General features: G+C 45.7%; 23 protein-coding genes and 1 pseudogene. 11 read left to right on the top strand and 13 right to left on the bottom strand.

Annotated elements, in window-relative coordinates; all coding sequences use genetic code 11:
* Positions 1–167 precede the first annotated feature (167 nt).
* The 5 genes and pseudogenes from GSQ66_RS18955 to GSQ66_RS10100 all read right to left on the bottom strand — a co-directional run bounded on the left by GSQ66_RS18955 (position 168) and on the right by GSQ66_RS10100 (position 4498).
* Positions 168–410, bottom strand: coding sequence for a hypothetical protein (locus GSQ66_RS18955; protein WP_238395639.1), 243 nt, complete (start codon positions 408–410; stop codon positions 168–170).
* Between the two features lie 60 nt (positions 411–470).
* Positions 471–536: pseudogene (locus tag GSQ66_RS19240) on the bottom strand (hypothetical protein); the annotation flags it as partial.
* 261 nt (positions 537–797) lie between these two features.
* On the bottom strand, positions 798–1649 hold the full coding sequence (locus tag GSQ66_RS10110; protein WP_162427359.1) for a DUF4249 domain-containing protein: 852 nt from the start codon (positions 1647–1649) through the stop codon (positions 798–800).
* 12 nt (positions 1650–1661) lie between these two features.
* Positions 1662–4034 (bottom strand): TonB-dependent receptor, encoded by a 2373-nt coding sequence (locus GSQ66_RS10105; protein WP_162427358.1) that lies wholly within the window; start codon positions 4032–4034, stop codon positions 1662–1664.
* Between the two features lie 5 nt (positions 4035–4039).
* Positions 4040–4498, bottom strand: coding sequence for a hypothetical protein (locus tag GSQ66_RS10100; RefSeq protein WP_162427357.1), 459 nt, complete (start codon positions 4496–4498; stop codon positions 4040–4042).
* Positions 4499–5044: 546 nt separating this feature from the next.
* On the opposite strand from GSQ66_RS10100, the gene GSQ66_RS10095 reads away from it, so the two are divergent.
* The 3 genes from GSQ66_RS10095 to GSQ66_RS10085 all read left to right on the top strand — a co-directional run bounded on the left by GSQ66_RS10095 (position 5045) and on the right by GSQ66_RS10085 (position 8198).
* On the top strand, positions 5045–6166 hold the full coding sequence (locus GSQ66_RS10095) for a sensor histidine kinase (protein WP_162427356.1): 1122 nt from the start codon (positions 5045–5047) through the stop codon (positions 6164–6166).
* Positions 6156–6881 carry a LytR/AlgR family response regulator transcription factor gene (locus tag GSQ66_RS10090; protein ID WP_162427355.1) on the top strand — a complete coding sequence of 242 codons (726 nt, stop codon included), beginning with the start codon at positions 6156–6158 and terminating at the stop codon, positions 6879–6881. The genes GSQ66_RS10095 and GSQ66_RS10090 overlap by 11 nt, the downstream gene beginning before the upstream one ends.
* A 267-nt stretch (positions 6882–7148) precedes the next feature.
* On the top strand, positions 7149–8198 hold the full coding sequence (locus GSQ66_RS10085) for a hypothetical protein (RefSeq protein WP_162427354.1): 1050 nt from the start codon (positions 7149–7151) through the stop codon (positions 8196–8198).
* 985 nt (positions 8199–9183) lie between these two features.
* Here GSQ66_RS10085 and GSQ66_RS10080 read toward each other — a convergent pair.
* Positions 9184–9555 (bottom strand): cupin domain-containing protein, encoded by a 372-nt coding sequence (locus tag GSQ66_RS10080; RefSeq protein ID WP_162427353.1) that lies wholly within the window; start codon positions 9553–9555, stop codon positions 9184–9186.
* Positions 9556–9623: 68 nt separating this feature from the next.
* Here GSQ66_RS10080 and GSQ66_RS10075 point away from each other — a divergent pair, with 68 nt between their 5' ends.
* Together GSQ66_RS10075 and GSQ66_RS10070 are read left to right on the top strand one after the other, a co-directional pair.
* The gene (locus tag GSQ66_RS10075; protein ID WP_162427352.1) at positions 9624–10007 is read left to right on the top strand and encodes a hypothetical protein; all 384 of its coding nucleotides are present in this window, start codon (positions 9624–9626) and stop codon (positions 10005–10007) included.
* Between the two features lie 180 nt (positions 10008–10187).
* The gene (locus GSQ66_RS10070; protein WP_162427351.1) at positions 10188–10718 is read left to right on the top strand and encodes a ferritin; all 531 of its coding nucleotides are present in this window, start codon (positions 10188–10190) and stop codon (positions 10716–10718) included.
* A gap of 66 nt (positions 10719–10784) precedes the next feature.
* Here the strand turns inward: GSQ66_RS10070 and GSQ66_RS10065 are convergent, their stop codons facing one another.
* The 4 genes from GSQ66_RS10065 to GSQ66_RS10050 all read right to left on the bottom strand — a co-directional run bounded on the left by GSQ66_RS10065 (position 10785) and on the right by GSQ66_RS10050 (position 13471).
* Positions 10785–11075 (bottom strand): (2Fe-2S) ferredoxin domain-containing protein, encoded by a 291-nt coding sequence (locus GSQ66_RS10065; RefSeq protein WP_162427350.1) that lies wholly within the window; start codon positions 11073–11075, stop codon positions 10785–10787.
* Between the two features lie 102 nt (positions 11076–11177).
* Positions 11178–11975, bottom strand: a complete 798-nt coding sequence (locus tag GSQ66_RS10060; RefSeq protein ID WP_162427349.1) for a hypothetical protein — start codon at positions 11973–11975, stop codon at positions 11178–11180.
* 376 nt (positions 11976–12351) lie between these two features.
* A complete protein-coding gene (locus GSQ66_RS10055) occupies positions 12352–12528 on the bottom strand; it encodes a hypothetical protein (RefSeq protein ID WP_162427348.1) in 177 nt (58 codons plus the stop codon).
* A gap of 163 nt (positions 12529–12691) precedes the next feature.
* A complete protein-coding gene (locus GSQ66_RS10050; RefSeq protein ID WP_162427347.1) occupies positions 12692–13471 on the bottom strand; it encodes a hypothetical protein in 780 nt (259 codons plus the stop codon).
* 150 nt (positions 13472–13621) lie between these two features.
* Here GSQ66_RS10050 and GSQ66_RS10045 point away from each other — a divergent pair, with 150 nt between their 5' ends.
* From GSQ66_RS10045 to GSQ66_RS10035, 3 genes are all read left to right on the top strand, one after another.
* Positions 13622–16078, top strand: a complete 2457-nt coding sequence (locus GSQ66_RS10045) for an alpha/beta hydrolase family protein (protein WP_162427346.1) — start codon at positions 13622–13624, stop codon at positions 16076–16078.
* A 198-nt stretch (positions 16079–16276) separates the two neighbouring features.
* A complete protein-coding gene (locus GSQ66_RS10040; RefSeq protein ID WP_162427345.1) occupies positions 16277–18361 on the top strand; it encodes a M13 family metallopeptidase in 2085 nt (694 codons plus the stop codon).
* A 148-nt stretch (positions 18362–18509) separates the two neighbouring features.
* Positions 18510–19481, top strand: coding sequence for a glycosyltransferase family 2 protein (locus tag GSQ66_RS10035; RefSeq protein WP_162427344.1), 972 nt, complete (start codon positions 18510–18512; stop codon positions 19479–19481).
* 4 nt (positions 19482–19485) lie between these two features.
* On the opposite strand, the gene GSQ66_RS10030 is transcribed toward GSQ66_RS10035, so the two are convergent.
* Complete coding sequence (locus tag GSQ66_RS10030; protein WP_238395638.1) at positions 19486–20280, bottom strand: peptidylprolyl isomerase; 795 nt, start codon at positions 20278–20280, stop codon at positions 19486–19488.
* Positions 20281–20685: 405 nt separating this feature from the next.
* On the opposite strand from GSQ66_RS10030, the gene GSQ66_RS10025 reads away from it, so the two are divergent.
* Entirely contained in the window at positions 20686–21876 is a 1191-nt protein-coding gene (locus GSQ66_RS10025) for a S8 family peptidase (RefSeq protein ID WP_238395637.1), read from the top strand.
* Positions 21877–21947: 71 nt separating this feature from the next.
* Here the strand turns inward: GSQ66_RS10025 and GSQ66_RS10020 are convergent, their stop codons facing one another.
* Complete coding sequence (locus tag GSQ66_RS10020; RefSeq protein WP_162427342.1) at positions 21948–22445, bottom strand: GNAT family N-acetyltransferase; 498 nt, start codon at positions 22443–22445, stop codon at positions 21948–21950.
* Positions 22446–22564: 119 nt separating this feature from the next.
* On the opposite strand from GSQ66_RS10020, the gene GSQ66_RS10015 reads away from it, so the two are divergent.
* Positions 22565–23563: a quinone oxidoreductase family protein gene (locus GSQ66_RS10015; RefSeq protein ID WP_162427341.1), complete on the top strand. Its 999-nt coding sequence runs from the start codon at positions 22565–22567 to the stop codon at positions 23561–23563.
* A gap of 200 nt (positions 23564–23763) precedes the next feature.
* On the opposite strand, the gene GSQ66_RS10010 is transcribed toward GSQ66_RS10015, so the two are convergent.
* Positions 23764–25953 carry a S9 family peptidase gene (locus GSQ66_RS10010; protein ID WP_162427340.1) on the bottom strand — a complete coding sequence of 730 codons (2190 nt, stop codon included), beginning with the start codon at positions 25951–25953 and terminating at the stop codon, positions 23764–23766.
* A 149-nt stretch (positions 25954–26102) separates the two neighbouring features.
* Between GSQ66_RS10010 and GSQ66_RS10005 the strand changes: the two genes are divergently transcribed.
* A complete protein-coding gene (locus GSQ66_RS10005; protein ID WP_162427339.1) occupies positions 26103–26360 on the top strand; it encodes an acyl-CoA-binding protein in 258 nt (85 codons plus the stop codon).
* Positions 26361–26474: the final 114 nt, after the last annotated feature.

The raw sequence follows: 26474 nt of genomic DNA, 5'->3' as shown, positions 1-26474 counted from the left end.
TAGGCGAACCTAATTAAGGTTAGTTACTCTTAATGGTATAGTAAAGCCTATCATGGTAACGTTCTTACCAGCATGTTTGGGGGCAACAATATCAGGAATACCTTTTAATATGCGTGATATTTCTCGCTGTACCATTTTGCTATCATGATTCAGAACTTCTGCATCAATTAACCATCCTTGCTGACAAATAACTTCAATACATAAAGTCTGCCTTTTCCAGCATCCTTCTTTATCAGTTTTGAACCTTTCATGCCTTTAATTATTTCCTGTCTCAGGGCAGGGTTCATATCGCCAGGTATAAAAGGGTCTTCTGCTACGCCTTTGATCATAATTTTAGGGGCAACTTCTATATCCTCAAAATGCATGGTATCAGCATAAGCAATTTGCACATTCAGTTTATCCCGCAGCATGCCGGCTGCATCGCGGTCGCCAAGTTTAACACAGGTTTGCAGGTACTCAAGGCTCTTCTCTTTGTTCCCGTTTTCATAGAGTATAACCCCAAGGTTAAACAGCGAGTTTTTATGCTTCGGGTTTATAGTTAGTGCTTCCTCAAACTTTGCTACTGCTTCGGGTAGTTGGTTCTGGCTTTAAAAAGTAACGCCTTCATCGTAACCGCTGTCCGCCAACGACTGGCTTTTTGGGGCAGATAAGGAATTTGTAGCAAAAGCAACTATAAAAAGGGCAAGTACTAAGTTTGCCAGTTTCATGGGTACTGTAATTCGGAGTAGTTAATGTGTTAAGAACAAATAAATTGCTTTTGTAATAACAGGATAAAGCTTTCATTAAGAGAAAAATAATTAAGGTTTTACGGCAAGAGTCACTGCATTGTAGCCACCAAAAAGCCCCATCCCACCTTGAATGTTATTAGTTACTGGTTCGGGTAGAGTGGCAAAGTTATCTCTGTAAGATTGCCTGTCGAGGGTGCGTACATATTCGTAATAATCGCGGGTAATGTGCGCGATACGGACGAAAGTTGTGTTTTCAGGTGAGTTTTCTAGGTTCAGGCGGAGTGTTACCGCTTTTCCCTCAAAGAGTTTGTCGCTAAAAAAGTAACGGTCTTCCATCGTAAACTCATCTTCAAAGGGAACTGTCATTTTAACCCTTACCGATCTATTGTAGTGTTGCCCATCCGAGTAGTTTGTGTCAGGTGTGTAGGCTTGGATGTAGTAATAGTTCTCCTGATCGGGTGTATCAGACAGCATGAAAGAAGCACTGACGGAAGGACCGTCCCATTCGGTGCCAGCCACAGGTGTGGCCTTAAGCTTGCTGATAGCTGGTGTGGCGGGAATGTATGTTGCTGCCGTCGCAGTCGGAAAGCCTGGTGCCTCTACTTTTAGTTGGTAGTGCTGTAGCGCCTGTGGCAATTGACTGATACTATAGATACCACTTCCTTTGTGCTCTAACGTGTATAAGTGTTGGCTGGCCTGGTAGACTTGTACAATTGCATTGGTTACAGGAAGGTGCGACCCGACTGCTAAAGCGCTCTGGCTACTACTTACATCTACTATAAAAAGACTATCAGGATTAATGACAGCGTTAGCTACTAGTGCCGGCTCCTGGGCCGGTAGCTCCAACTCCACAACAGTTTCGCAGCTGCTAAGCAAAACCAGCAGGCATAACAGTAGTTTATTACAAATTAACTTCTTCATCTGAACTTTGCCTTAAAATTTAAAACCGTAGCTAACCGAAGGCAGCACGGGGAAGAGTGATACCTGGTAGAGTCGACGTGAGGAGTTCCCATTAGAACTGGCACTAGGCTGGCTGAGGTGCATGAAGTATGGGTTTTTACGGTTGTAAGCATTATAAACCGATATGTTCCAACTGCGCTCGCCCCATTTTTTCTTTTTAGTGTGCGTCATGCTTAAGTCCAGCCTGTGGTAAGAGGGCATTCGGTAGTTGTTGCGCTCCCCAAGATAATCAACTGTCTTTATGTAAGGGTGGCTGGTGCCTGGTTGGTAAATAGGCTCATTATAAGCTTTATAGCTTGCAAGCGGTAATGTGGTAACGTAGCCGGTGCGGTATACCCAGCTGCTACCTATGCTCAGCTTATCGGTAAGCTGATGGTTGGCAACTACCGAAATGCTATGGCGGCTGTCGTAAGTATAAGGGTACTTCTGGTTGAAATTGATGCTGTCCAGTTGTCGCCACGACCAAGCCAGGGTATACCCAAGCCAACCGGTGGTGCGGCCCTGCCGCTTACGCAGCATCCACTCTGAACCATAACTCCAACCTTTGCCGCTTACAATACGCGTTTGGTAGGGCGGCGCTACAAAATTGGCGAAGTTTGTTTCGGGACCGCTTCGGAAGAACTCACTTATAAAATCAGCGCCGTCTTTAAACTCGGCCACATCCTTCATTTCTTTATAGTATAAGTCAGATGTTAGCTCCCATTGTTGCCCCATTACAGTAGCACCGCCCAGCGTAGCCTGCCAGGAACGTTGAGGTTTCACCTTGTCTGTGGCGGGTACCCAGATGTCGGTTGGTGTGCCGGAGGAGGTGTTACTGAGCAGGTGGAGGTACTGTGCCATGGTGGCGTAAGAAGCGCGCACACTTACGCCTTTTTGTGAGGTATAGCCGAGTGCAAGGCGAGGCTGCAACGAAGTATAAAGCTCCCCGTTTACTGCAAATCCTGAGAAGTGTATGCCCAGGCTAGCCTGCAGGCGCTCGCCTAGCTGGATGCGGTCATCGGCATAAGTATAAAATTCGTGTGCCCTTATAGTTTCAAATGAGTTGGTTCTGAACGTGAGGCTATCTGTCTGGAGCGTTGTGGCTTCTGGTCTGAATGTATGGAATATGTAGCTGCCGCCAAACCGCACCCGGTGCCTGTCGTGGGGCAGGTAATCAAAATCCATGCGGCCTCCCCAGTCTTTGATTCCAGAGTCATAGTTAACGGAGCGGTTCAGTTGCAGGCTTTCTACCTCCGACTGTTGCGCGAAATGATACTGGCTGTAGGTAAGTGTGGTGTTACTGAAAAGCTTTGGGCCAAATACATGGTTCCATCGGAGGGCGCCAGTGAAGTTGCCCCAACGCATTTTGTATTTTTGTACTTCTTTTGCCGCCGAAATACTAAACTCCTGCTCATCAGTATAAGCGTCCTGCCCACCATATATGCTCAGGTATAACCGGCTAGAGGGGGAGAATGTATGGTTTATTTTGGCATTGAGATCATAGAAGTTATAGTTGCTTATGGTTTCGTCGCTCATAGCTGCAGCGGCGGCTGCCAGTACATCGAGGTATGTGCGCCGTGCCGCCACCAGAAACGACGTTTTCTCATTCCCGATCGGGCCCTCCAGCATCAGCTTAGAAGAGATTAAACCTACGGCGCCCTCTCCTGAAAATTGCTGGTTGTTGCCCTCTTTTAGCTGTACATCCACTACCGACGACAGTCTGCCGCCATAAGGCGCCGGAAAGCCCCCCTTTATAGCATCTACTGACTTGATGGCATCAGGATTAAATACAGAGAACATTCCCAAAAGGTGCGCCACATTGTATACAGGCACGCCATCCAGCAATATTAGATTCTGGTCAGGACTGCCGCCCCGCACAATAAAGTCTGATGAGCCCTCACGACCTGCCTGTACGCCTGGCATTAGTTGTAGGGCCTTGATCAGGTCTGCCTCTCCCATCAGGCGAGGTAGCTGTTTTAACTCAGAACTGCGCATTGAAAGGCGATTAGCCTGTTGCAGATCTGTTACTTTTTCAGCGGTAACGGTTACCTCCTGTAGTTGCCGGGCAAGTGGCTGCAGCTTTAAGGTAAGAGTGGAATCTGCAGAAACATGTTTTAGCGAAAGATGAAGGGGAGCGTAACCTAAATAGCGCACCTGCAACTGCACGGTGCCCTGAGGTACCTGCAAACTATAAAAGCCATAGGTGTTAGTTGTTGTGCCAATATTTCCAGTATTTACTATTGCGCCGGCTAACCGCTCGCCGGAACTGGCATCCTGTACAAAGCCGCTCAGTGTTACTTGTGCCCGTACTGTATAACTGGTACTTATAAAAAACAACAGAAACAGCACATAAGAAAACTTCTTCATGTTAACTATTTCCGTTCCAGCACAAGACTAACGTCTACTACTTTAGGAGTAGGTGTAGAACCGTTGAAAACAGAAAGGGAACCCTCACCTTCCAACTCAAGCCTATCTTCGCTTTTACTAACTACCACAAAAGGACCATAAAGCATGTAGGTAAAGCCTTCATGAAGTCCTTCGGAGGTAAATGAGATGGTTTTGCCCGAATCCATGATATTGTACACAAAGTTTTTGCTTGGTTGGTCATTAAAGGTAAAAGTACCAGGACAAGACTTGGATGCGTCGTCAAGATCGCATTTTGTAAAAGTAATAGTGCCAGTGCTGGGTAGCTTGGTAGTATCCTGTTTTAGGTGTGTAACTTGCTTTACCTGCCAGGTGCCTTCTAGTTGGTTAAGTGTTTTCTGGTCTTTGTCGCAGGCACTGAGAACTGTAACAAAAATAAGGAGTAGGGTAAGGTGTGTATACTTCATAAGAAATGATATTTAGTTAATTAGAACCCCCGGCTTTAATGAGCAAGCAAGAGGTTCTAATTGATATAATTTTAGTATTGTTATATTTAAAAATACTAATTTTTATTAGAACATCAATGGAAGGTAATGTATTAAAAGTAACTTTAATTATTTATATATACATTGTAATTAAATAACTTTTAAGGTTATATACATGTGTGTGATGAGGAGTTGCATGAAAAGATAAACCACAGTAACAGGAAAAAGTAATATGTATCCATTCCTGATGTATTTACATTCTAAGAGCTGAACATTGTCTATAGTTAATGTATATGGAAGTATTTTATAGTTTCTTCTGTTTTTCTTTAGCAGGTTCTATATTTTCAGTTTATGTGTAGTTATAGTTAGAATATTATAGTTGCCAATCGAGTAAATTCTAAAGGTTACTGTTTACTATTGGTGCTGTTGGGCTGGTATAGTTTGCTGCTGATATTTATAGTTTAGCCGGTCGTCTAAAAGCTTTGAGTGCCAGGTACAGCCGTGCAGTATAAAGCATACCTTTGTAAAATGGAAGTAAAGTTGAGTACAGAAAGTGTAGCAAGTACCGGAACCTGGAATCTGCCTGACTTCAGGAGTTTACTGCAACACCAGGTACTGTTGCACCTTATGTTTTGGGTAATTTATGTGGTTTTCTTCGGCTTGCTGTATGGCAGTTATATAGATGATTACTACAACGCCTTTATGGTGGAGCTGGTGGAGCTTCCGTTTAAAATGGCGCTGGTATACTTTAACATGTATTACCTGATGCCTAAGTTCCTTCTCAAAAAGCGCTACCTGGAGTTTGGTGTGTACCTGCTGTTGCTGACCGGCGCCATTGCCGGGCTGATGCAATACGTGCTGTTGCCATTCCTGATACACCCGGTTTTTTGCCCTACCACCTGCACCCTGGATAACCTGACGCTTTACCGTTTTATAAAGAACATTGTAAACATAAACTACCTGGTCGTTATTTCGGCCACTGTGGTGCTGCTGCGCAACTGGTACCAGCATCAGCGATCCGCACGTACCCTGTCGCAGGATAAGCTGGAAGCCGAGCTTAAATTCCTGAAGGGACAGATACATCCGCACTTCCTGTTCAATACACTTAACAGCCTGTATTCGCTCACGCTTAAAAAATCTGATAACGCCCCTGAAATGGTTTTAAAGCTGTCAGGGTTGATGGATTACATGCTTTATGACGCCAATGCCGCTAAAGTGCCCCTCGAGAAAGAATTAAACTATATCCATAACTACATTGACCTGGAGAAGATGCGCTATGGCAGCCGTGTGGATATCAGCTTTACCGAATCCGGAACTATACTTGGTACAAACATTGCGCCCATGATGCTGTTACCTTTTGTAGAAAATGCTTTTAAGCACGGCGTAAGTACCGAGACCGAAAACGCCTGGGTACGCATAGATGTGAAAGTGCAGCATGGCAAGCTGAGCCTGCGCGTAGAGAACTGCAAACATGGCGAAAAAGCCGAACGAACAGCTAAAGAAATGGCATCCGGCATTGGCCTGAAAAACGTGCAGCGTCGCCTGGAACTGCTTTATAAAGATGCCTACAGTTTAGAGATTGAAGACGAACCGGATGTATATGCTGTGCACCTGGAATTAGACCTTAGCGATAGAACCCATGAAGATTAGATGCCTGATAGTGGACGATGAACCGCTGGCCCTGGATGTGCTGGAAACCTACATCAGCCGCCTGGATAACCTGGAACTGGTGTGCCGCTGCAACAACGCCGTGGAAGCTTACAATTGCCTGCAAACTACGCAGGTAGATCTGATGTTCCTGGATATACAAATGCCCAAGCTAACAGGTATTGATTTTCTGAAGTCGCTGCCCAACCCGCCAAAGGTTATTTTTACCACCGCGTACCGCGACTATGCCGTGGAAGGGTACGAACTGAACGCTGTAGATTACCTGCTAAAACCGATCTCTTTCGACCGTTTCCTGAAAGCAATTGCCAAAATAACACCACAGGAGAACAAGCCAGCTATAACTATAAACCCGACGGAGCCGGACTATAAGGAAGCCTTTATTTACCTGAAAGCCGACAAGAAAATGGTGAAGGTGATGCTGTCTGATATTCTCTACATCGAGAGCCTGAAGGATTATATCCGCGTTAAGACCGAAACCAGGGAGATCATCTCGTACCAGAAGATCAGTTTCCTGGAAGAAAAACTGCCAGCCGACAAGTTCCTGCGCATTCATCGTTCCTTCATCATCGCTTTAGATAAAGTACAGGCCTTTTCTGCCACAACCGTAGACCTTGGCAAAAACGAAATACCAATTGGCCGCCTCTACAAAAACGAAGTGCTACAGATACTGGGCAAAAATAACCTGCTGGAGGCGTAGCTCTTACAATTATGAATGATTAATTATTAATTATGAATTAAGGAGAGACAGTCTGGTGCAAGCGTCCGCGCTTGTGTTGAGTATAATCAGGGCCTCTGGCCCTTTTTTGTTGCCTGCAACTGCTAAACTCTCAGCAATTGTGTAAGCTATAGTTTATATTTTGCCTTCGTTTCTTTAACTTATCGGTTATACAACTATAGGTACTGTTCTAAAGTATAATTGCCTGCTACAGTTAGTCATTCATCTTTACAAATTACGCATTCGCCCTTGAATTCTATCTCCAAAAAGAAACTGTTTTTCCCGGTAAACAAAGACCTGCGCAAGTACCTGTATACCTATGGGCGCAGCTCCAAACTGCCGGTTCACTACGAAGACCTGCTGCATTATTCCGATGCCTTCCCGTATTTCGATAAAAAAGGGGTGGACACGCTCTGGGAAACGGTAATGTACGAACAGCAGTCGCAGGCCGAGCTGAACCATGGCCTGACCATGATCTACGCTTTGCTTAAAACAGATGGAGATATGTCGGTGATGGAGCATTTATATGTATCCAGGATAGATTACTGCACCTTCGGTAACTCCAACCCGTTCCGGGTACAGATCATGAACCAGCTAAACGACAACTACGACTATTTCTACGTTAAGCGCGCGGATGCCTCTCGGATCTATGGCCTGGAGCTGGAACACATTCTGTCGCCGAGTCGCATTAACTACTTTGTACACACCGATACCCTGATTGAAGAACACATTGCCGGCATACCTGGCGACGCTTTTATAAAAGACTATGTAGACAGGCCCGGAACCAACAAGGTGCGCCTGGCAAAGGAGTTTGTGAAATTTAACGAACGCTGCTTTATCCGCCTGCTCGGCGATATGCGCTCTTACAACTATGTGGTAGATATCACACCGGATTTTGAAGACGAGCAATACCGCGTGCGCCCTATCGATTTTGACCAGCAATCTTACGAAGGCCGAAAATCCATGTACCTGCCGCAGTTCTTTAAAGACAATAACGTAATAGTGGACCTGGTACTGAAGCTACTGAAACCCGAAACTGTAAAGCAGTACCAGAACGAAGAACGTACGCTTATGTTCCGACGCCTAAAGTCTGCCCGTTACCGTCTCAAAGACCTGATCGACTGTATGCGCAAAGACACTATTTCTACTCCCGAAAAGATGGCGCAGCTTAGAAAAGAATTAGCCGAACATCATAAGTCTGATGAGTTTCTGAAATGCAATTGTATGGGAGATTTGGTAAGGTTAAATCTCAAAACCCTTCTCGTTAAAACGCCTGCTGCAGCAACTGGAAAAGTATAGGTTATAGTGGTTGTTTTAAATGCTTTTAAGATATCTGAACCGGGATTCTTAAATTAAAGGATTGGTAGAGCTGGCCGCGGGCGAAACTCCTGCTAGTCGCTGATCCTAAACTTGTTCCGAGGCGGCTGGGCTATAGTCCTATAGTTTCTATTTGTCATTTCGAGCATTCATGAGACGTGAGTCGAAAAGAGCTAGCGCAGCTGTGCGGAATCTTATTTCTTCTAATAGTTTCCCTTTTGTCATTTCGAATAGCGTGAGAAATCTGAATGCTATAGTCTACTTTACTTCTAACTCGAGCCAAGCCTTACTCCTATAGTTGCTTCTAATCCTGGGAGCTTTACTTACCTATAGTTCTATAGTTTGCTTTGGTGCTCTCGGGCCGAGCGGCCCCGTTTTCCTGTTCAGCGCGGTGTACATTTCCTTTTCTCGTACCTCGAAATGCCTGCAGCACCGGAAATCTACAAGGCGCCTCACAGAAAAACTGTAATCTTTCGCATAGCAACCGCTAAACTATAGTTTGAACCTATAAGCTTCGAGAATTATCAGCAATGTAATTCCGTAGGGACAGGTCGCGACCTGTCCGATCTTGGTCTGTAACTATAGAAAACTCAGATTTCTTCTTATAGTCGAAATAATAGTTGGGCAAGCAGTAGCAGAAAGTCCCCCTTTGAAGGGGGCAGAGGGATGACAAACAGTAACTATAAAACGATGTCCTCAACTATAGCAACAGCCGGAGTTCCCCTCTCGGGAGGGGCAGGGGTGGGTTAAAACAGCAACTATAAAACGATAGCCTAAACTATAGCGACAGCTCGAAAGCTCCTTCCCCTGTTTTGGGGTAGGGGGCCCTCGATAAAAGGGGAAGGGGTAAAACCACAACTATAGCAAAAGCCTAAAAACTCCCCTTCTTAGACTACCGGAAAACGATTTAGAAGATAGCGAGCGTAGCGCTGAGAGGCTGGGTGGTTGAATTGCAGTAACTATAAAACTACAGCCTTTCTAAATCTGTCCGGGTGCGATCACTGTTCTCTAAATTTCCGGTGTTGATGGTGGAGGCAGGCTCAAACAATAAGACTTCTGCTTCTACTGGCGCAACAGGTTTATGCTCTACGCCGCGGGGTATAACTATAAACTCTCCCGGATTAAGAGTAATTACCTTATCGCGGAGATGCATTTCAAAACTGCCACGCACAACCAGGAAAAACTCATCTTCGTGTTCGTGATTGTGCCAGTCGAATTCGCCTTTGAACTTTGCCAGCTTTACCTGCTGCCCGTTTAATTCTCCGGCAATACGCGGGTTCCAGAAGTCAGGTATTTGCTTAAACTTGTCTGAGAGGTTTATCTTTTCTATTGTGCTCATGGAAGGATGATAAAGATCACTTAATTTTATTTGGACTTATTCTAAATAGCCTGTACATTTGTAGCATTATGAATCAGCCAGAAGTGAAGTTAGGAGAAGCGATACAATTTTCAGCAGACTTGCAGGAGATTTTTGTAACAGATACCGGAGCAGTTTACCAATGCGATAAACAGAACAGGCTGTTGGTTAACTTTGCAGGCTCGGTTGCTAAACTTAAAGTGGAAACCTTCCTTCGGCTTAAAAAAGCAGTTGATAGCATCGACCTGAGTACGATGGCTGTAAATACCGGGCGGTGCTCAGATTATGAACTGATTACCGTGTTTGGCTGTGAAAAACTATATGTGCTTACCCTCCCGGAAATCTATAGTTTCAGAGAGCTTCTGGGTGGGGCGAAATTTGTGCTGCAGCTAAACAGCATGCTGCACGAACGCCTGTACGCACAACCGGCATAACACAAGACGTTAAACTATATCCGAAAGCACAGCTACTACTGTGCTTTTTTTATTTAGACTGCTTCCATATTTGCCTCAGTTCCTTTCAATTCTAAACATAATCCTTTAATTTAAGTAAGTATAAAGGATGCTTTGTACCTGTACAGCATCCATCAACACTCCAAAAAGCACTTTACTTTTATGAAGGATTTATTGAGACTTAGAACATCCCTTACAGAGGAGATTGAAAAAGTACTGAACGAACAGATAAAAATGGAGGCAGACGCCTCTGCGATGTACCTGTCGATGAGCGCCTGGTGCGACCGCAATGGCTTTGATTTTAGTGCCGGTTATTTTAAAGAACAATCGGATGAGGAGCGGGAGCACATGCTGCGTTTATTTAAGTATGTGTCTGATATGGGTGGCCGTGCTGTGTCGCCGGATGTAACGAATATACAGATTGAGTTCGAATCGCTGAGAAGTGTATTTGAGCAGGCCCTGCAGCAGGAAATAGCCGTGACCCAGGCGTTTAACCGTATGGCCGACCGTTGCCAGAAATCAAAGGACTATGTTACATTTACGTTCCTGCAATGGTTCCTGAAAGAGCAGATCGAAGAAGAATATGTGGCGCGTCGTGCCCTTGAGCTATTTGAAGTAATAGGCGAGGAAGGTACCGGCCTTTATGAAATTGATAAGCGCGTGCCGAAGATAAAGTACGAAGATACGTATTAGCAGCACCTCTTACCTATAAAACAAAAAGCCTTCGGTTAACTCCTGAGGCTTTTGCTTTATAGGTGATTATGTGTTGGGAGTATCTGGTTTATCCAGTATGTGATCTTTAAATGCCTGCAAAGCCTGCTGCTCGGTAGTGTGGTGCATCCAGTAGTTATCCGGCTGAAAACACATAACAGGAGCGAAATCGCAGCGGTCGGTACATTCGGTCTTCACTACTTCCACGCGCCCCTTCAGGCCCATGAGTTTAATCAGTTCCCGCAATGCCTTACCGTTTTCTTTGCCGCCTTTCTTTTTGCATTTGCTGCCGGTGCAAACATAAATCACTTTCTCGGGTGTCTGGAAGTTTTTGCTCATGTAAAATAAACGGGTTGCTGGTCCTTTAAGTGCAAAATGCGCTAAATTGTTTCAGATAGGGTAAAAGTAGGGAAGGGGCGGGTTCTTTCATGTTAAGCAAGATCAGTTTTTGTTTGCATTGATCAGTTTCAACTGTCCATCGGTTTGCTTCTGATAAGGTGCCGGAATCGGGGCGCCTGTTATAACTGCAGCACCTTCTTCCTGAAATCCTACATAAGACCGGCCGTCTTTTCCGGGAATCCCGGTTTTACCTGCCTGGGTCATGATATTTATGTGCCTGGTTGCTTTCTGACTATAGCGTGCATTACGGTTAAAGTTAATAACGAAACCTTCGGTACTATAAGTCAATGTTAAATCTCCGCCACTGCCACCGGCACCGGCTGCCGTTCCACTTTCGCCTTCGGAGCCTGTTTTAACTATAGTTGTATGGTAAACAGTAGAATAATTGCCGTCTTTTCCCATTACCTTGGTTGCTTCTTTTTTGGTAACAGGTTTGCTTCCATTTTTTCCTATATAACCTTTTCCTCCGGCACCACCCCGGGTATCCAGAGCTAGACTGCCCAGCTTTATAAAGTGTATATTAAGCTCGAGGTCTCCACCATTTCCGCCATTTGTTGCCGGCACGTTACGTTTTCCATGTTCGCCGTCACTACCTCTTGAAGTTATAGTACAGCCATCTCCAACATAAGCCGCTTTTACAACCATAGTGCCTGTGGTGTTTGCAGCAAACTTTATTTCTGCATTGTTATGCAGCACAAGTGTATCCACTATAAGCCTGTTGTCCGGTCCTACAACATATACCTGCCCTGCCCTTACTTCAAGTTTAGGAACTGATTGCCCCTTTACTGTACCTAAAAGATTCAGGAGCAGAAATAACGATATTGATAATGCCCGGATCATAGTTTAGTCTATAGTTGCGAGTATAAAAGTTATGTATGAGAACCTGAAAAATTAATCGTGTATCGAAGCTGTATTCGCACTGTTTAACCTGATCTGCCTATCTACAAAGCCTGGTTCTTTTTTATGTTCCAGTATGCCATCTGCACTCTGGAAGCCGCCCTTGCCCGGCGTGCCGTCTCTGCCTGCATCGCCTACAGTGTATAGCAGCGTGATGCTGTTTCGGGCTTTAGAGTGATTAAAAACCGGAATAAACTTTTTGATAGATTACGTGAAACTGATATTGCCGCCGTTGCCACCAGGCAAGCCTGTCGTTGCATTTGTGCCATCGGTTCCGGGTGTGCCGGGTATGAGTTCATAGGGTACTATGTCTTCTCCTTTAGGGCCTTTTATGCCATTCTTCCCCGTTTTTACTATCCAGGCCATTTTCATCTCTCGATAAAATCTCACATTTACTGCCAACTATAGCAATTGTTGCTTTTAAAATGCCGGGTGTATCATAAGAGAACTTTATAGATGATCTGTCGTGCATGATGAGGGAATCCGCAGCAAGCATGTTATCCGGCCCAACTATAAACACTTCTTTTTCTTTTATTTCCAGTTTAGCGGAATGCGTTTGACCAGATGCACCATATCGGGAGCAGTATCAGGCAGGTAAGAAGGTAGCTGTTTTTCAAGTGGGTTGGTTAAAATAGTAAATTCGGTTGTTTCAGGCAGAATTATTTTGAGGTAACATCTGCTCTTTTAATCTCAATGTGTCCGGTATTGCTAGCTTGGGTTGGGGTATATTTAACTGTACCGTCTTTACTGCCCATACCACCTTTGCCAGGCGTTCCGTCTTTTCCTTTAACACCACCTGCATAAAGTATATTTACGCTCTGCGCTTTTTTCTTACTTTGATTGAAAGTAGGTGTGAATAATTTTGAGTCGTAAGTTAATTTAAGTTGCCCGCCGCTTCCGCCGCTGCCCCCTCTTGTAGCGTCTGTGCCATCAGATCCAGGATCACCAAGCTGTACTATAGTTGTAGTCTGCAATTTTCCTTTTGCATCGATATAAGATCGCGTCTCAGTTTTAGAAGGTTTACCTTTTAGCCCAGATATTCCATTTGCACCATTACCGCCGTCTCCTCCTCTGATATCTATAATCAGCCATCCTAAACTTTTAAAATTGAGAAATACATCCAGTGTTCCGCCATTTCTGCCATCTTCGCCAGGTGTAAAGTTGTTCCCTTCTTCACCATCGGCGCCTTTAGCAGTTATTTTACATTTGCGGCCTATTATGGCTAATCTGGCTACCAGTTTTCCTGGTTTAGCAGGGTCGAACCTGAGAATGGAGTTGTTGTGCATAATCAATGTATCCAGGTCGAGCTCGTTCTCAGGTCCGACAAAAAATGTTTCGTAAGAACGTATCTCAAGCGTCCGGCTATTTCTGGATTGAGAAGTTGCTTCGATACCCAGCAAAAAAATGATAAAAGTGAGGAGTAAGTTTTTGGTTTTCATAAAATTGTGGTTTAGGTGTAGCAATATTCCAAGCAATAATATTGCCAAAATTAAATATATGAAATATTGATCAGGGAGAGCTCTTTAGATTAAACTATTCTCCTTAAATTACATCTAAGCACTACAAACTAATCTTACACTTTATCTGACATGAACCTTTACAAAACCAAAACTGCAGGTATAGCCCTGCTGGGGCTGTTGCTGTTAGGAGGCTCGCCTGCACCCACCGCCTTTGCGCAGGGGGCACAGGACCTGAACATCTCTTACCAACGCCCGCCGCAAACTATAGCCGACATTATCGATGCACCGGCCACGCCATCGGTAAGCATCAACTCAAAAGGCGACCTGATGTTGCTGCTGGAGCGCCCGGGCTACCCGAGCATTGAAGAACTGGCACAACCGGAAAGCCGCCTGGCCGGTCTGCGCATTAACCCTGCTACCAACGGGCAGAGTCGCGCGTCGTCTATCAGCAACATTAAAATAAAACAGGTAAACGGAGGCCAGGAAAGCCAGATAAAAGGTTTGCCACAAAATGCACGGCTGTCTTACATTACCTGGTCGCCGGATGAAAAATATATCGCCTTTACAAACACTGTTGCCAACGGTATCGAACTATGGATTGCCGATATCAGCACAAAACAGGCGAAAAAGCTGACGAATGCAACTATAAACGATGCCCACAGAGGCAGCCCATTCGAGTGGACCTCGGATAGCAAGACGCTGGTAGTAAAGTTTGTAGATGAAAACCGCGGCGAAATGCCAAAACCTTCCCTGGCTCCGGCGGGTCCGACCATCCAGCAAAACATTGGTAAAGTAAAGCCATCGCGCACGTACCAGGACTTGCTTAAAAACCGCTACGACGAGCAGCTGTTCGACTACTACATGCAGACGCAACTGAAGCTGGTAACAGTAGACGGACAACAGCAAGCTATAGGAAAAGCTGGCGTGGTAAAAGGTTTTGAAGTGTCGCCGGATGGTCAGTATCTGTTGGTTGAAACGATGCAGAAACCATACTCTTACCTAGTGCCGTCTTACAACTTTCCGTACAACGTAGAAGTTTGGAGCCGCGATGGTAAAGTAGTGAAGCAGCTGGCACAACTGCCGCTGGCCGAAGACATTCCGATTGCGTTTGATGCCGTAGCCAAAGGACCACGCAACTATAGCTGGCGCCCTGATAAGCCTGCTACGCTGTACTGGGCAGAAGCGCAGGATGGCGGCGACGCGAACAAAGAAGTAGCCGTACGCGATATAGTTTATACCCTGGATGCACCTTTTACTACCAAGCCGGCTAAGCTGGCTACAACCAAGTACAGATACAGAGGGATACAGTGGGGCGAAAACCTGGCGCTGGTAAACGAGCGCTGGTGGAAAACCCGTGCAGAACGTGTAAGTACAGTTGACCCTGCAAAGCCCGGAAAAGCTACCGTTCTGATCGAGCGCTCTTACGAAGATGGTTATAATGACCCGGGTTCGCCTGTTTTCACTAAAAATAAGTATGGCCGCAGCGTGCTGCTAACCGATAAAAAGGGCCAGAACATTTACATGATCTCGGAAGGTGGATCTCCGGAAGGTAACCGCCCGTTCCTGAGCGAATTTAACCTGAAATCTAAGAAGGCAAAGATATTGTTCCGTTCTGAAGCGCCGTACTATGAGCGCCCGGTAGATATCATTAACCTGGATAAAAAGCAGATCATCACCAGAAGAGAATCTGAAAAAGATGCACCTAACTATTTTGTGCGCGATCTGGGCAAAAAGCAACTGACGCAGGTAACTACCTTCCCGCACCCAACTCCGCAACTGGAAGGTGTGCAGAAAGAAATGCTGCAGTACGAGCGTAACGATGGTGTAAAACTGAACGCTGTTTTATACCTGCCGAAAGATTACAAGAAAGGCGACGCACCGCTTCCAATGCTGATGTGGGCTTACCCGCGCGAGTTTAAGAATGCGGCAACTGCCGGTCAGGTGAAAAGCTCTCCTTACGAGTTTACCCGTATCAGCTCCGGTTCGCCGTTGTTCTGGGTAACACAGGGCTATGCTGTGCTGGACAGAACCGATATTCCGATTGTAGGAGAAGGCAGTGCACAGCCAAACGACACGTATAACGAACAGCTGGTAGCAAGCGCTAAAGCTGCTATCGACAAAGTAGTAAGTATGGGGGTGGTTGACCCGAAGCGTGTTGCAGTTGGTGGTCACTCGTATGGCGCTTTTATGACGGCTAACTTACTGGCCCACTCTGATCTGTTTGCAGCGGGTATTGCCCGTAGCGGTGCGTACAACCGTACCTTAACGCCTTTTGGTTTCCAGCAGGAGGAACGTTCTTACTGGGAAGCTCCGGAAGTATACCACAGAATGTCGCCATTCTCGTTTGCAGATAAAGTAAAAACTCCGATCCTGCTCATTCACGGTGAAGCCGATAATAACTCAGGTACTTTCCCGGTACAGAGCGAGCGTTTTTACAATGCGCTGAAGGGTCACGGAGCTACCACGCGTTTAGTGTTCCTGCCGCACGAAAGCCATGGCTATGCTGCCAAGGAATCTATCCTGCACATGTTATGGGAAATGGATACCTGGCTGAACACCTATGTAAAGAACAGACCAGTACAATAAGTCTGATTTCTGAAATACAAAACGCCCCGGCTATAGTTTAGCCGGGGCGTTTTTTTTGTCTGAGCATAGTTTCGGTTTCGATAGCAGCCTTTAGGTGCCGGCTTTAAGCAACTATAAACTATAAATGAAGTATTTATTCTGATGAATTGCTCGTTACTGAATTTTGTACCCGTAACATAAAATAAATATAATAGCCTTATGAAAAATAGATATCTGTTACTTTCTTCGGCTGCACTTGCCGGCTTATGGCTGGCGGGTTGTAGTTCTTCCACCACCTCCGACGATGCTGCCAGTACCGCCTCTGCCACTACAACGGAAATGAATATGGGAACAGGGCTTGACCTTGCCAACCTGGATACCACAGTTAATGCCTGCGAAGATTTTTACCAGTATGCGAACGGTGGCTGGGTCAAAAACAACCCGATACCCGCATCGGAAAGCAGGTGGGGCTCTTTTAACGAGTTAGCCGAAAAGAATAACGCTATACTACGCGAACTGTTGACAGAGGCAGCCTCGAACACCACAGTAACAAAAGGCTCGCCGGCACAACTGGTAGGCGATTTTTATGCGGCAGGCATGGACTCCGTGGCTGTTAACAAGGCAGGCATGACACCTATTAAACCAGAAATGGAACAAATTGCCGCTGCTAAAACTACCGACGAACTACTAAAGACAGTTGCTGACCTTAAAACCAAAGGCGTAAGCGGCTACTTTACGATGTATGTTACCCAGGATGATAAAATAAGCACACAATATGCATTATGGGCCATGCAGGGCGGCTTGGGCTTGCCAGACCGTGATTATTACCTGAAAGAGGATGAGCGTTCTAAAACCATCCGCACAGAATACCTGAAGCACCTGCAGAACATGTTCCGGTTAATAGGAGATGATGCTGCATCTGCCCAGAAAAAGGCCAGAACGGTAATGGACATTGAAACCAGGCTGGCGAAGGCTTCCAGAACCCGCGTGGAACTGCGCGACCCGTATGCCAACTATAACAAAATGACTATCCAGGAATTTGCCAGGCAAAATCCAAACCTGAAAATTACCCAGCTCCTGACAAATATGGGAGCGCAGTCGTCTAAAGAACTTATAGTGGGGCAGCCTGCTTTCTTTAAAGAGCTGAGCGGTATGCTGAAAAGTATACCCGTAGCCGACTGGAAAACCTACACACGCTGGCATCTGGCCCGTACATCCGCACCATACCTGAGCCAGGAGTTTGTGCAGGAAAACTTTAACTTTTATGGCAAGGTACTGAATGGAGCCAAAGAAATGCAGCCTCGCTGGAAACGTGTGCTGCAGGCTACGGATGGTGCCATGGGCGAAGCGTTAGGGCAGTTATATGTACAGAAAACGTTCTCGCCGGAAGCCAAGCAGAAAGCGCTTGAAATGGTTAATAATTTACAGGAAGCCTTTAAAGAACACGTTCGTGACCTGGACTGGATGAGCGAAGAAACAAAGAAACGCGCCCTGGAAAAACTGAATGCCTTTGCTGTTAAAATCGGATATCCTGATAAGTGGGAGAACTATAAAGGACTCGATATTAACCGTAATTCTTATGCCGAGAATGTGATGCGCGCCAGCCAGTTTGCGTTCCGTAAAAACATCGGTAAAATTGGTCAGCCAGTAGACCGTACCGAGTGGTTTATGTCGCCTCCTACTGTAAATGCTTATTATAACCCGAGCATGAACGAGATCGTGTTCCCGGCAGGTATTTTACAACCTCCGTTCTTTGATCCTAACGCAGACGACGCTGTTAACTATGGCGGTATGGGTGCAGTTATCGGCCACGAACTAACACATGGTTTCGATGATCAGGGTGCCAAATATGACTTTGAAGGTAACCTGAAAGACTGGTGGAGCAAAGAAGACCTGGAGAAATTTAATGCCCGCGCCGCTATGGTGGATAAGCAGTACAGCGGTTACACGGTTTTAGATAATTTGCCAGTAAATGGCAAACTAACAATGGGTGAAAACATTGCAGATATCGGTGGTTTGAACATTGCCTACACTGCACTGCAAAAAGCACTGGAGAAAAAGAACCCGGGCCTGATTGCGGGCTTTACGCCAGAGCAGCGTTTCTTCCTGGCATGGGCACAGATCTGGCGCGTGAATATGCGCGACGAAGCACAGAACCAGCAAATACTCACAGATCCACATTCACCGGGTCGCTTCCGAACAAACGGGCCTGTATCTAACATGCCACAGTTTTACGAAGCGTTTGGCTGCGAGCAGGGCGATAACATGTTCCAGGCCGAGAACAACCGTGTGAAAATCTGGTAAGTGTAAACTATAAACTATAGGTAAAGGCGCTGCAGCAATGCAGCGCCTTTGTTTTTAAGGGGAACTATAAATCTGGATAGGTGCTACAGATGGCTGACTATAAATCTTATATTTGTACTATAGCAACCAATTTCTGCCTTTCACCCTGATGACTGAAAACGTTACAACTGATCCTGATTTATCTATAGTGGTACCTGTTTATAATGAGGGCAACAATTTGCCTAAGTTATATGACAGGTTGCTTTCTGTATTACAGCAGATGCAGGTAAACTATGAGCTGATCTTTGTAAATGATGGCAGCCTGGATGACTCACTTCGGTTTATAAAAGAGCTTGCAGCCAGTAATACTTCTGTAAACTATATAAGCCTGAGTAGGAATTTCGGGCACCAGGTGGCCGTTTCGGCGGGGCTGGATGTAGCGGTTGGTAAAGCTGTTGTCGTAATGGATGCAGACCTGCAGGACCCGCCTGAGCTGATCCCGCAACTATATGCTAAAATGCAGGAAGGTTTTGAGGTGGTATATGGACGCAGAGTTTACCGCAAAGGCGAAAGCTACCTGAAGAAAATGACAGCCAAATTCTTTTACCGCCTTCTTTCAAAAATCACACATGTAAACATTCCGCTGGATACCGGCGATTTCAGGATAATGGACGCCAAAATAGTACGTGTTCTGAAACAGATGCCGGAACGAAATAAATTTTTGCGTGGGCAGGTAGCCTGGGTTGGCTTCCGGCAAACCTGGATAAACTATACCCGCGACGAGCGGCATGGTGGCGCGACCGGCTATACCTACCGTAAAATGTTACGCTTTGCTTTCGATGGTATTACTTCTTTTTCAGATTTTCCGCTTAAAATGGCTTCTATGCTGGGTTTTATAGTCTCAGGAGGTGCATTTATAGTTATGATCTATGCCTTGCTGGCTCGCCTTATTTTTAAGGATTATGTAGAAGGTTGGGCTTCCATCATTTTAAGCGTTTTGTTCCTGGGCGGTGTGCAGCTTATTTGTTTAGGTATTGCCGGCGAGTACCTGGCGCGCGTGTTTAACAACGTACAGGGCAGGCCACTTTATGTTGTGGATGAATCGAGTAAAGAAAGCGGAACAGAGGCAACGGAGAAGTAAAACGCTACTCCACCATTTTTATAGTATGCAACACCGATTGTCTTGGCCAGCTGCTGGCATCAACTGGTTCGTTGGCAATTTTATCTACCACATCCAGTCCTTCTATTACTTCCCCAAACACCGTATACTCGGTGTCTAATGATGGTTCGCCACCAATAGTCTGGTAAAGCTTTACCTCTTCCGGTGTATATTTAATGCCATGTTTCTCTTCCCAGGCTCGGATCTCGTGAAGTGGAACCGGTTCGCCCTGCACAATGTAAAAGTTGTGTGATGATGACTCTTTATCCGGGTTCTGTTCGTCGCCGTAGCGGGCCATGGCTAGGGCGCCTTTCTTGTGTATATACTTGCGGTTAAACTCCTGCGGAATTTTATAGACTGTCTGTTTCATGGTTCGGTTATCAGAGTCGCCGCCCTGTATGGCAAATCCTTTAACAACCCTGTAAAACTCGCCCTGGTTGTAAAAACCTGATTTGGTAAGCCGAACAAAATTAGCACGGTGCAAGGGCGTGTCTTTATACAGGCGCACTTTTATATTACCATGCCGTGTGCTGATAACAGCAATGCTATCCGGGTGATTTTTCGCATAATCAGTTAAAACATCCCTTACATTTCCAGGAGATAATGGAATCGTATCAGAGCTTGGTGAGAGCGCTGCAGATAATTCCATTTCGCTGACAATCGATTCCTGCTTCTGGCCACATGCAACTATAAATAAAATATTGAGAATCAGGAATATATTATTTAAAGAAAATTTAAAAGGCAGGTTTTTCACGGCGATTGCTTTTTTGTTCAGGTTCAAGCTACAAAATTCATATCATTTATGCCAATCTATAAGCTCATAGTAATACTGTAAATAGCACTATATTGATAATGTGCATTTTGCCTGTAACTACTTCCATAGTAAAACAGGTATACGTTGCTACATCTGTAAAGAGAGGCGCTGGAGTGAGATACTGGTAAAAGTGGTTTTTGGGGATGTTAAAGTGGGAGAGAAGGGAAGCTGTTCGGGCCCCGAAAAAAATATCGCCTATTCAGGTATGTTAAGGGCTGTTTTTAGGCATCAATTTAGTCTTTTATATATTTGCATTTGTATATGTATCGATGATTCAATATCTTACATAAAATCCGGATTTATTTAATACCTATTATTTTAACTTTAACACCTTAAAAACAAATGAAAAACACCTTACAAATTCGAAACACTATGCGGTCTTTACTGCTGGGAACTGCTGTTGTTGCAGTATCTTGTACGTTTACAGCCTGCGACAACGAAGCTGTTGATGCCGTAGCTACAGAAGATGCAATTCAGCTGAATGGCGAGAACGGAGCCCCGATCAGTGGACAGTACATAGTTGTATTTAAACAAGGTAATTTGCGTATGAGCGAAACGGCTACATATGCACAGAGTGTTGAACGTGCCCGCCAGTTTGGTGTGGAGGTTTTTAATGAGAACAATATTACTGACTTCGCTATCGAAAGATCTTACGGCAAAGCGCTGGTAGGTGTAGTTGCAAAACTATCGCCGGCTGATGTTAAAAGACTTCGTGGTGATGAGCGTATAGATTATATTGAGCAGGACAGAATAGTAGCCCTTGCCAAGCCAGGAACTGGTGGCGGCGGCTCAACAGGCGAGGAAATTCCTTATGGTATTACGCGTGTTGGTTCTGCCAGCGGTGCCGGTAAAACTGCCTGGGTTATAGATACTGGTATAGACCTGGACCACCCAGACCTGAATGTTGATGTTGCAAGAAGCGTAACAATGTTTACGTCCGGTAGAGATGCCGGTAGTGCTGATGACGGTAACGGACACGGAACACACGTAGCTGGTACAATTGGTGCTATTAAAGGTAACGGTATCGGCGTAGTGGGTGTAGCTTACGGTGCAACTGTAGTGGCTGTAAAAGTGCTTGACTCCCGTGGTAGCGGCGCTTACTCTGGCGTAATTGCCGGTGTAGATTATGTGGCTGCTAACGCTAAATCAGGAGACGCCGCAAACATGAGTTTAGGTGGCCCGGTATCTGCAGCTCTGGATCAGGCTGTTCTTGCTGCTGCCGGCAAAGGCATTAAGTTTGCTTTAGCTGCCGGTAACGAAAGCACGCACGCTAACAATTCATCTCCTGCGCGTGTAAACCACAGCAATGTGTACACAGTATCTGCTATGGATGTAAACAACCGTTTTGCATCGTTCTCTAACTATGGCAACCCTCCTGTAGATTTCTGCGCACCTGGTGTAAGCATCAAGTCTACCTGGAAAGGTGGGACCTACAACACGATCAGTGGTACTTCTATGGCATCGCCGCACGTTGCTGGTCTGTTGCTGTTAGGTAACATCAGCACTGACGGGTATGTGTCTAACGATCCTGATGGTAATGCGGATCCGATCGCACACATGTAATAAAGCTAAAGTTTTGTTTGCTTAAGTTTAAAGTAGTGAAAAAGGGCAGCCACATGGCTGCCCTTTTTAAGTTATAGTTGCTTCCGCATTACGTAGTCGTTCATCCAGTAGGGGCCTATCGCCAGGTCTTCTTCGTGGTGCACATAATACCCGCACGACTCATAAAACAGCTTAGCCTTGTTGTACCTGTTCACGTTCAGGTCTATCATTCTGGCACCCAGTTCGCGGGTTGCGTTCTCTACGTAAGTGATCAGTTTTCGGCCAAGCCCTTTGCCGTGGCACTCCGGCACCAGGTATATCTTGTTGAGTTTGTATAGTTGCTCTTCAGCATTTCTTAAACTATAGCTTGCAAACCCCAGCGGCTTATCATCGCCAAATAGCAGTACAAATGTTTGCCCGTCATCCATTTGCTGCTCCAGTGCTTCTTTATTATAGATGAGGTCAAACATATAATCTATCTGCTCTTTCGATAAAATGTGTTTGTAGGTTGGTTCCCAGGTGGCTTCAGCCAGCGATTCTATAGTTGGTATGTCGGATAGGCTGGCTGTGCGTATGCTATAGTTGTTCATGAGTTGTTGTGGCTATAGTTGCAAGTTAAGCGCTGAAACTATAAATGCCAACCTTATAGTTGCTTTGCCCTTTTGCCAGAAATGATACCTTTGCATAACATCAAACTATAAACTGTTTCATGAAAGCCATATACCTCGAAGCCATAAATTCTCCGTTTGTACTGATTGAAAAAGAGAAGCCAGTTGCCGGTCCCGGCGAAGCTATAGTGCAGGTAAAAGCCGCAGCTCTGAACCACCGCGACGTGTACATACAATATGGCCGCTATTTTACGAAAGAGTACCCAACTATACTGGGTTCTGATGGCGCCGGTATAGTTACCGAAGTGGGCGAGGATGTTGATAAAAGCTGGATTGGAAAAGGAGTGATCATAGATCCGTCAACGGACTGGGGCGATAACCCGCGCGCGCATGGGCAAAACTTTAAAGTGTTGGGTATGCCGGAAGATGGTGCCTTTGCCGAGTTTGTAAAAGTGCGCGCCACCAACCTGCACGAGAAACCGGAACACCTGACTTTCGAAGAAGCTGCGGCCTTACCATTGGCTGGTGTAACCGCTTACCGTGCTATGTTTACTAAATGCAGTCTTAAAGCTGGCGAAAAAGTGCTGATAACCGGCGCAGGCGGAGGAGTGGCGTTGTTTGCCGTGCAATTTGCCGTAGCAGCGGGAGCAGAGGTTTGGGTTACTTCAGGCTCTGACGAAAAGATTGAAGCTGCAAAAAAACTGGGGGCAACGGGTGGCATCAACTATAAAAAAGAGAACTGGGGCAAAGAGCTGAAAACTATAGTTGGTGGCTTTGATGTAAGCATAGACGGCGCAGCCGGCGAAGGGTTTGTGCAACTGGTAAAACTGGCTAAACCGGGCGGCAGAATAGGTATGTACGGCGGCACAACCGGCATGATCGGGCAACTAAATCCCGCTGAGATCTTCTGGAAACAACTGGCTATTTACGGCAGCACAATGGGGACAAACGAAGACTTTGCCAGGATGGTAGCCTTTGTGCGTGAGAAAAAAGTAATTCCTATAGTTGACAGCATCTTCCCGCTGGAGAAAACCGAAGAAGCCATGCGCTACATGGAAGCCGGTAAGCAGTTCGGGAAAATTGTGGTAAGCGTTAGATAAGATATTATCTTACTAGAGTAAGTAATTTCTCATCTCGACGATAGGAGAGATCTGTTCTGAATACTAAATAGATTCCTTGCTTCACTTGGAATGACAACTATAGAACAAAAAGTCCCGCTGCTAAACTATAGCAGCGGGACTTTTTAGGTATTGTGGTAATGTAATAACTCAGGAATCAATCACTCCTCATTATTCATTAATTATTCATTAATACCTGCAAGCTTCAGGAAGAAAGCATATTGCAGGGCGGTTTCACGGTAAGGGCGGAAACGGCCGGATGCACCGCCGTGGCCTGCTTCCATGTTGGTTTGCAGTAGCAGCAGGTTGTCGTCCGTTTTCATCTCGCGCAGTTTGGCTACCCACTTGGCCGGTTCAAAATACTGTACCTGAGAGTCGTGCAAGCCTGTAGTTACCAGCATGTTCGGGTATGCTTTGGCTTCTACGTTGTCGTATGGCGAGTAAGAGAGCATATAATCATAAGCTGCTTTCTCAGCCGGGTTGCCCCACTCATCAAACTCACCCGTAGTTAGCGGAATACTGGTATCCAGCATAGTAGTTACCACATCCACAAATGGTACGGCTGCGTGCACGCCTTTATATAGTTCCGGACGCATGTTCACTACAGCACCCATCAATAAGCCGCCGGCGCTGCCACCTTGAGCAAACAGTTTGTCCGGATTGGTGTATTTCTGATCGATCAGGAACTCCGAAGCATCAATAAAGTCGGTGAAGGTATTTTTCTTCTTCATCATTTTGCCGTCTTCGTACCACTGGCGACCCATTTCCTGGCCACCCCTGATGTGCGCGATAGCATAAACAAAACCGCGATCCAGCAAACTCAGTCGGCTGGAGTTAAAGCCAGGGTTCATGCTGATGCCATACGAACCATAAGCATACAGCAGGGTAGGATTGTTGCCATCCAGTTTCAGGCCTTTGCGGTAAACCAGCGATACCGGTATTTTAGTGCCATCATCGGCTGTAGCGTACACGCGCTTCGACTCATAGTTGTTCTTGTCAAAATCACCCACTACTTCCTGTTCCTTCAACAGTGTTTTCTCTTTTGTAACCATGTTAAAGTCGTAGGTAGAGCTTGGTGTGGTAAGCGAACTATAACTATAGCGCAATACTTTGCTGTCGAAATCAGGGTTTATGCTGATGCCGGCTGTATAAGCTTCTTCGCCAAAATCAACATAGTAGTCGGTTTTCGGGTCGTTCCATTTTTTGATGCGCAGTTGTGTAAGGCCGTTTTTGCGCTCCTGCAGCACCAGGTAATCTTTAAATATCTCAGTTCCTTCCAGGTAAGTGTCCGGGCGGTGCGCAATAACCTCTTTCCAGTTCTCTTTGGTGGTTTTGCCAACCGGGGTCTTCATCAGCTTAAAGTTGGTCGCGCCATCTTTGTTTGTTCTGATGTAAAAGCTGTCGCCGAAATGATCCACATCGTACTCCAGACCACGCTCTCTTGGCTGAATTACCTTTAGGGTAGCAGTAGGGTTAGATGCATCTACATAGCGATACTCCTGCGCCATAGTGCTGCTTGAGCCGATGATAATGTATTTGTCAGACTTTGTTTTGTATACAAATGTACCGAAGGTTTCGTCTGCTTCGTGGTACACTTCCTTGTCCTGCGACGATGGTGTGCCCAGTGTATGGCGGAAGATTTTATACGAACGCAGTGACGGATCTTTCATAGTGTAAAATACCGTTTTGTTGTCGTTAGCCCACACAGCTGCGCCGGTTGTATTCGGAATACGATCAGGCAGTAGCTCACCGGTCTGCAGGTTCTTGAAACGGATGGTATACTGGCGGCGGCTCACAGTATCTTCCCCAAAGGCCAGCAGGTTGTTGTTCGGGCTTACGTTCATGCCGGCAGCTGCATAGTAACCAAGTCCTTCGGCCCGCTGGTTGGCATTTAGCATAACCTCCTCAGCAGCCTCCATGGTCCCTTTTTTACGGGCATAAACAGGATATTCTTTTCCTGCTTCGAAACGTGTATAATAAAAATAACCGCTCTTTTTATAAGGTACCGATTCGTCAGTTTGCTTAATACGGCCTACAATTTCTTTAAAAAGCTTTTCCTGCAGCTCTTCAGTGTCAGCCATCACTGATTTAGTGTAGTCGTTTTCAGCGTTCAGGTAGGCGATAACCTCCGGATCTTCGCGCTGGTTCATCCAGTAATAATTATCGATGCGGGTGTCGCCGTGTGTTGTAAGTTCTTTAGGTACTTTTTTGGCAACCGGCGGTATAGGCTCCGCTGTGGCGGTGCTTTCCGTTTGTTCTATGGTGGTATTGGTGGCAGTAGTGGTGTTGCTCGTAGAGCAGCCTGTACCTACTACAAGCGAAGCCGAAAGCAGCGTACCTACATAGGCTGCTGCGGGTTTCAGTTTCTTCATAATTTGTGCTTGGGTTTAAGTGATGAGCTGCAGCCTGTGTGGCGGCAACTAAATATACGCGGTTTTTCTACAAAAATAAAATACGCTAACGTTATGCTTGCATACTACTTTTTGTTAATTTGGAATCCTCTCAAACTATAAACTGAACTATGGCTACACAACAGGAATTTGAAAGCGCGGTTGAGCGCTCAAAAACGTTAACCGAACGCCCATCGAACGATGTGCTGCTTAAACTATACGCCTTGTATAAGCAGGGCTCAGAAGGAGATGTGAACACAGAGCGCCCGGGCGGTTTCGACTTTAAGAATATTGCCAAATGGGATGCCTGGAAAAAACAGGAGGGTAAAAGCCAGGAAGAAGCCCGTGCGGAATATGTGCAGTTTGTAAACGAACTGACTTCAAAATAAGCTGCCTTACCCGGAAAACGTAAATCACCGTAGCCTCACAGGCTACGGTTTTTTTGTGCCAGCTGCGGTTTGTTTTCGCCGTTCTCTTTTTATGAGATCCTAAACTTTAAGCCT

The sequence above is a fragment of the Pontibacter pudoricolor genome, assembly GCF_010092985.1.
GTDB lineage: Bacteria > Bacteroidota > Bacteroidia > Cytophagales > Hymenobacteraceae > Pontibacter > Pontibacter pudoricolor.
This window is presented reverse-complemented; position numbering and strand designations above follow the sequence as displayed.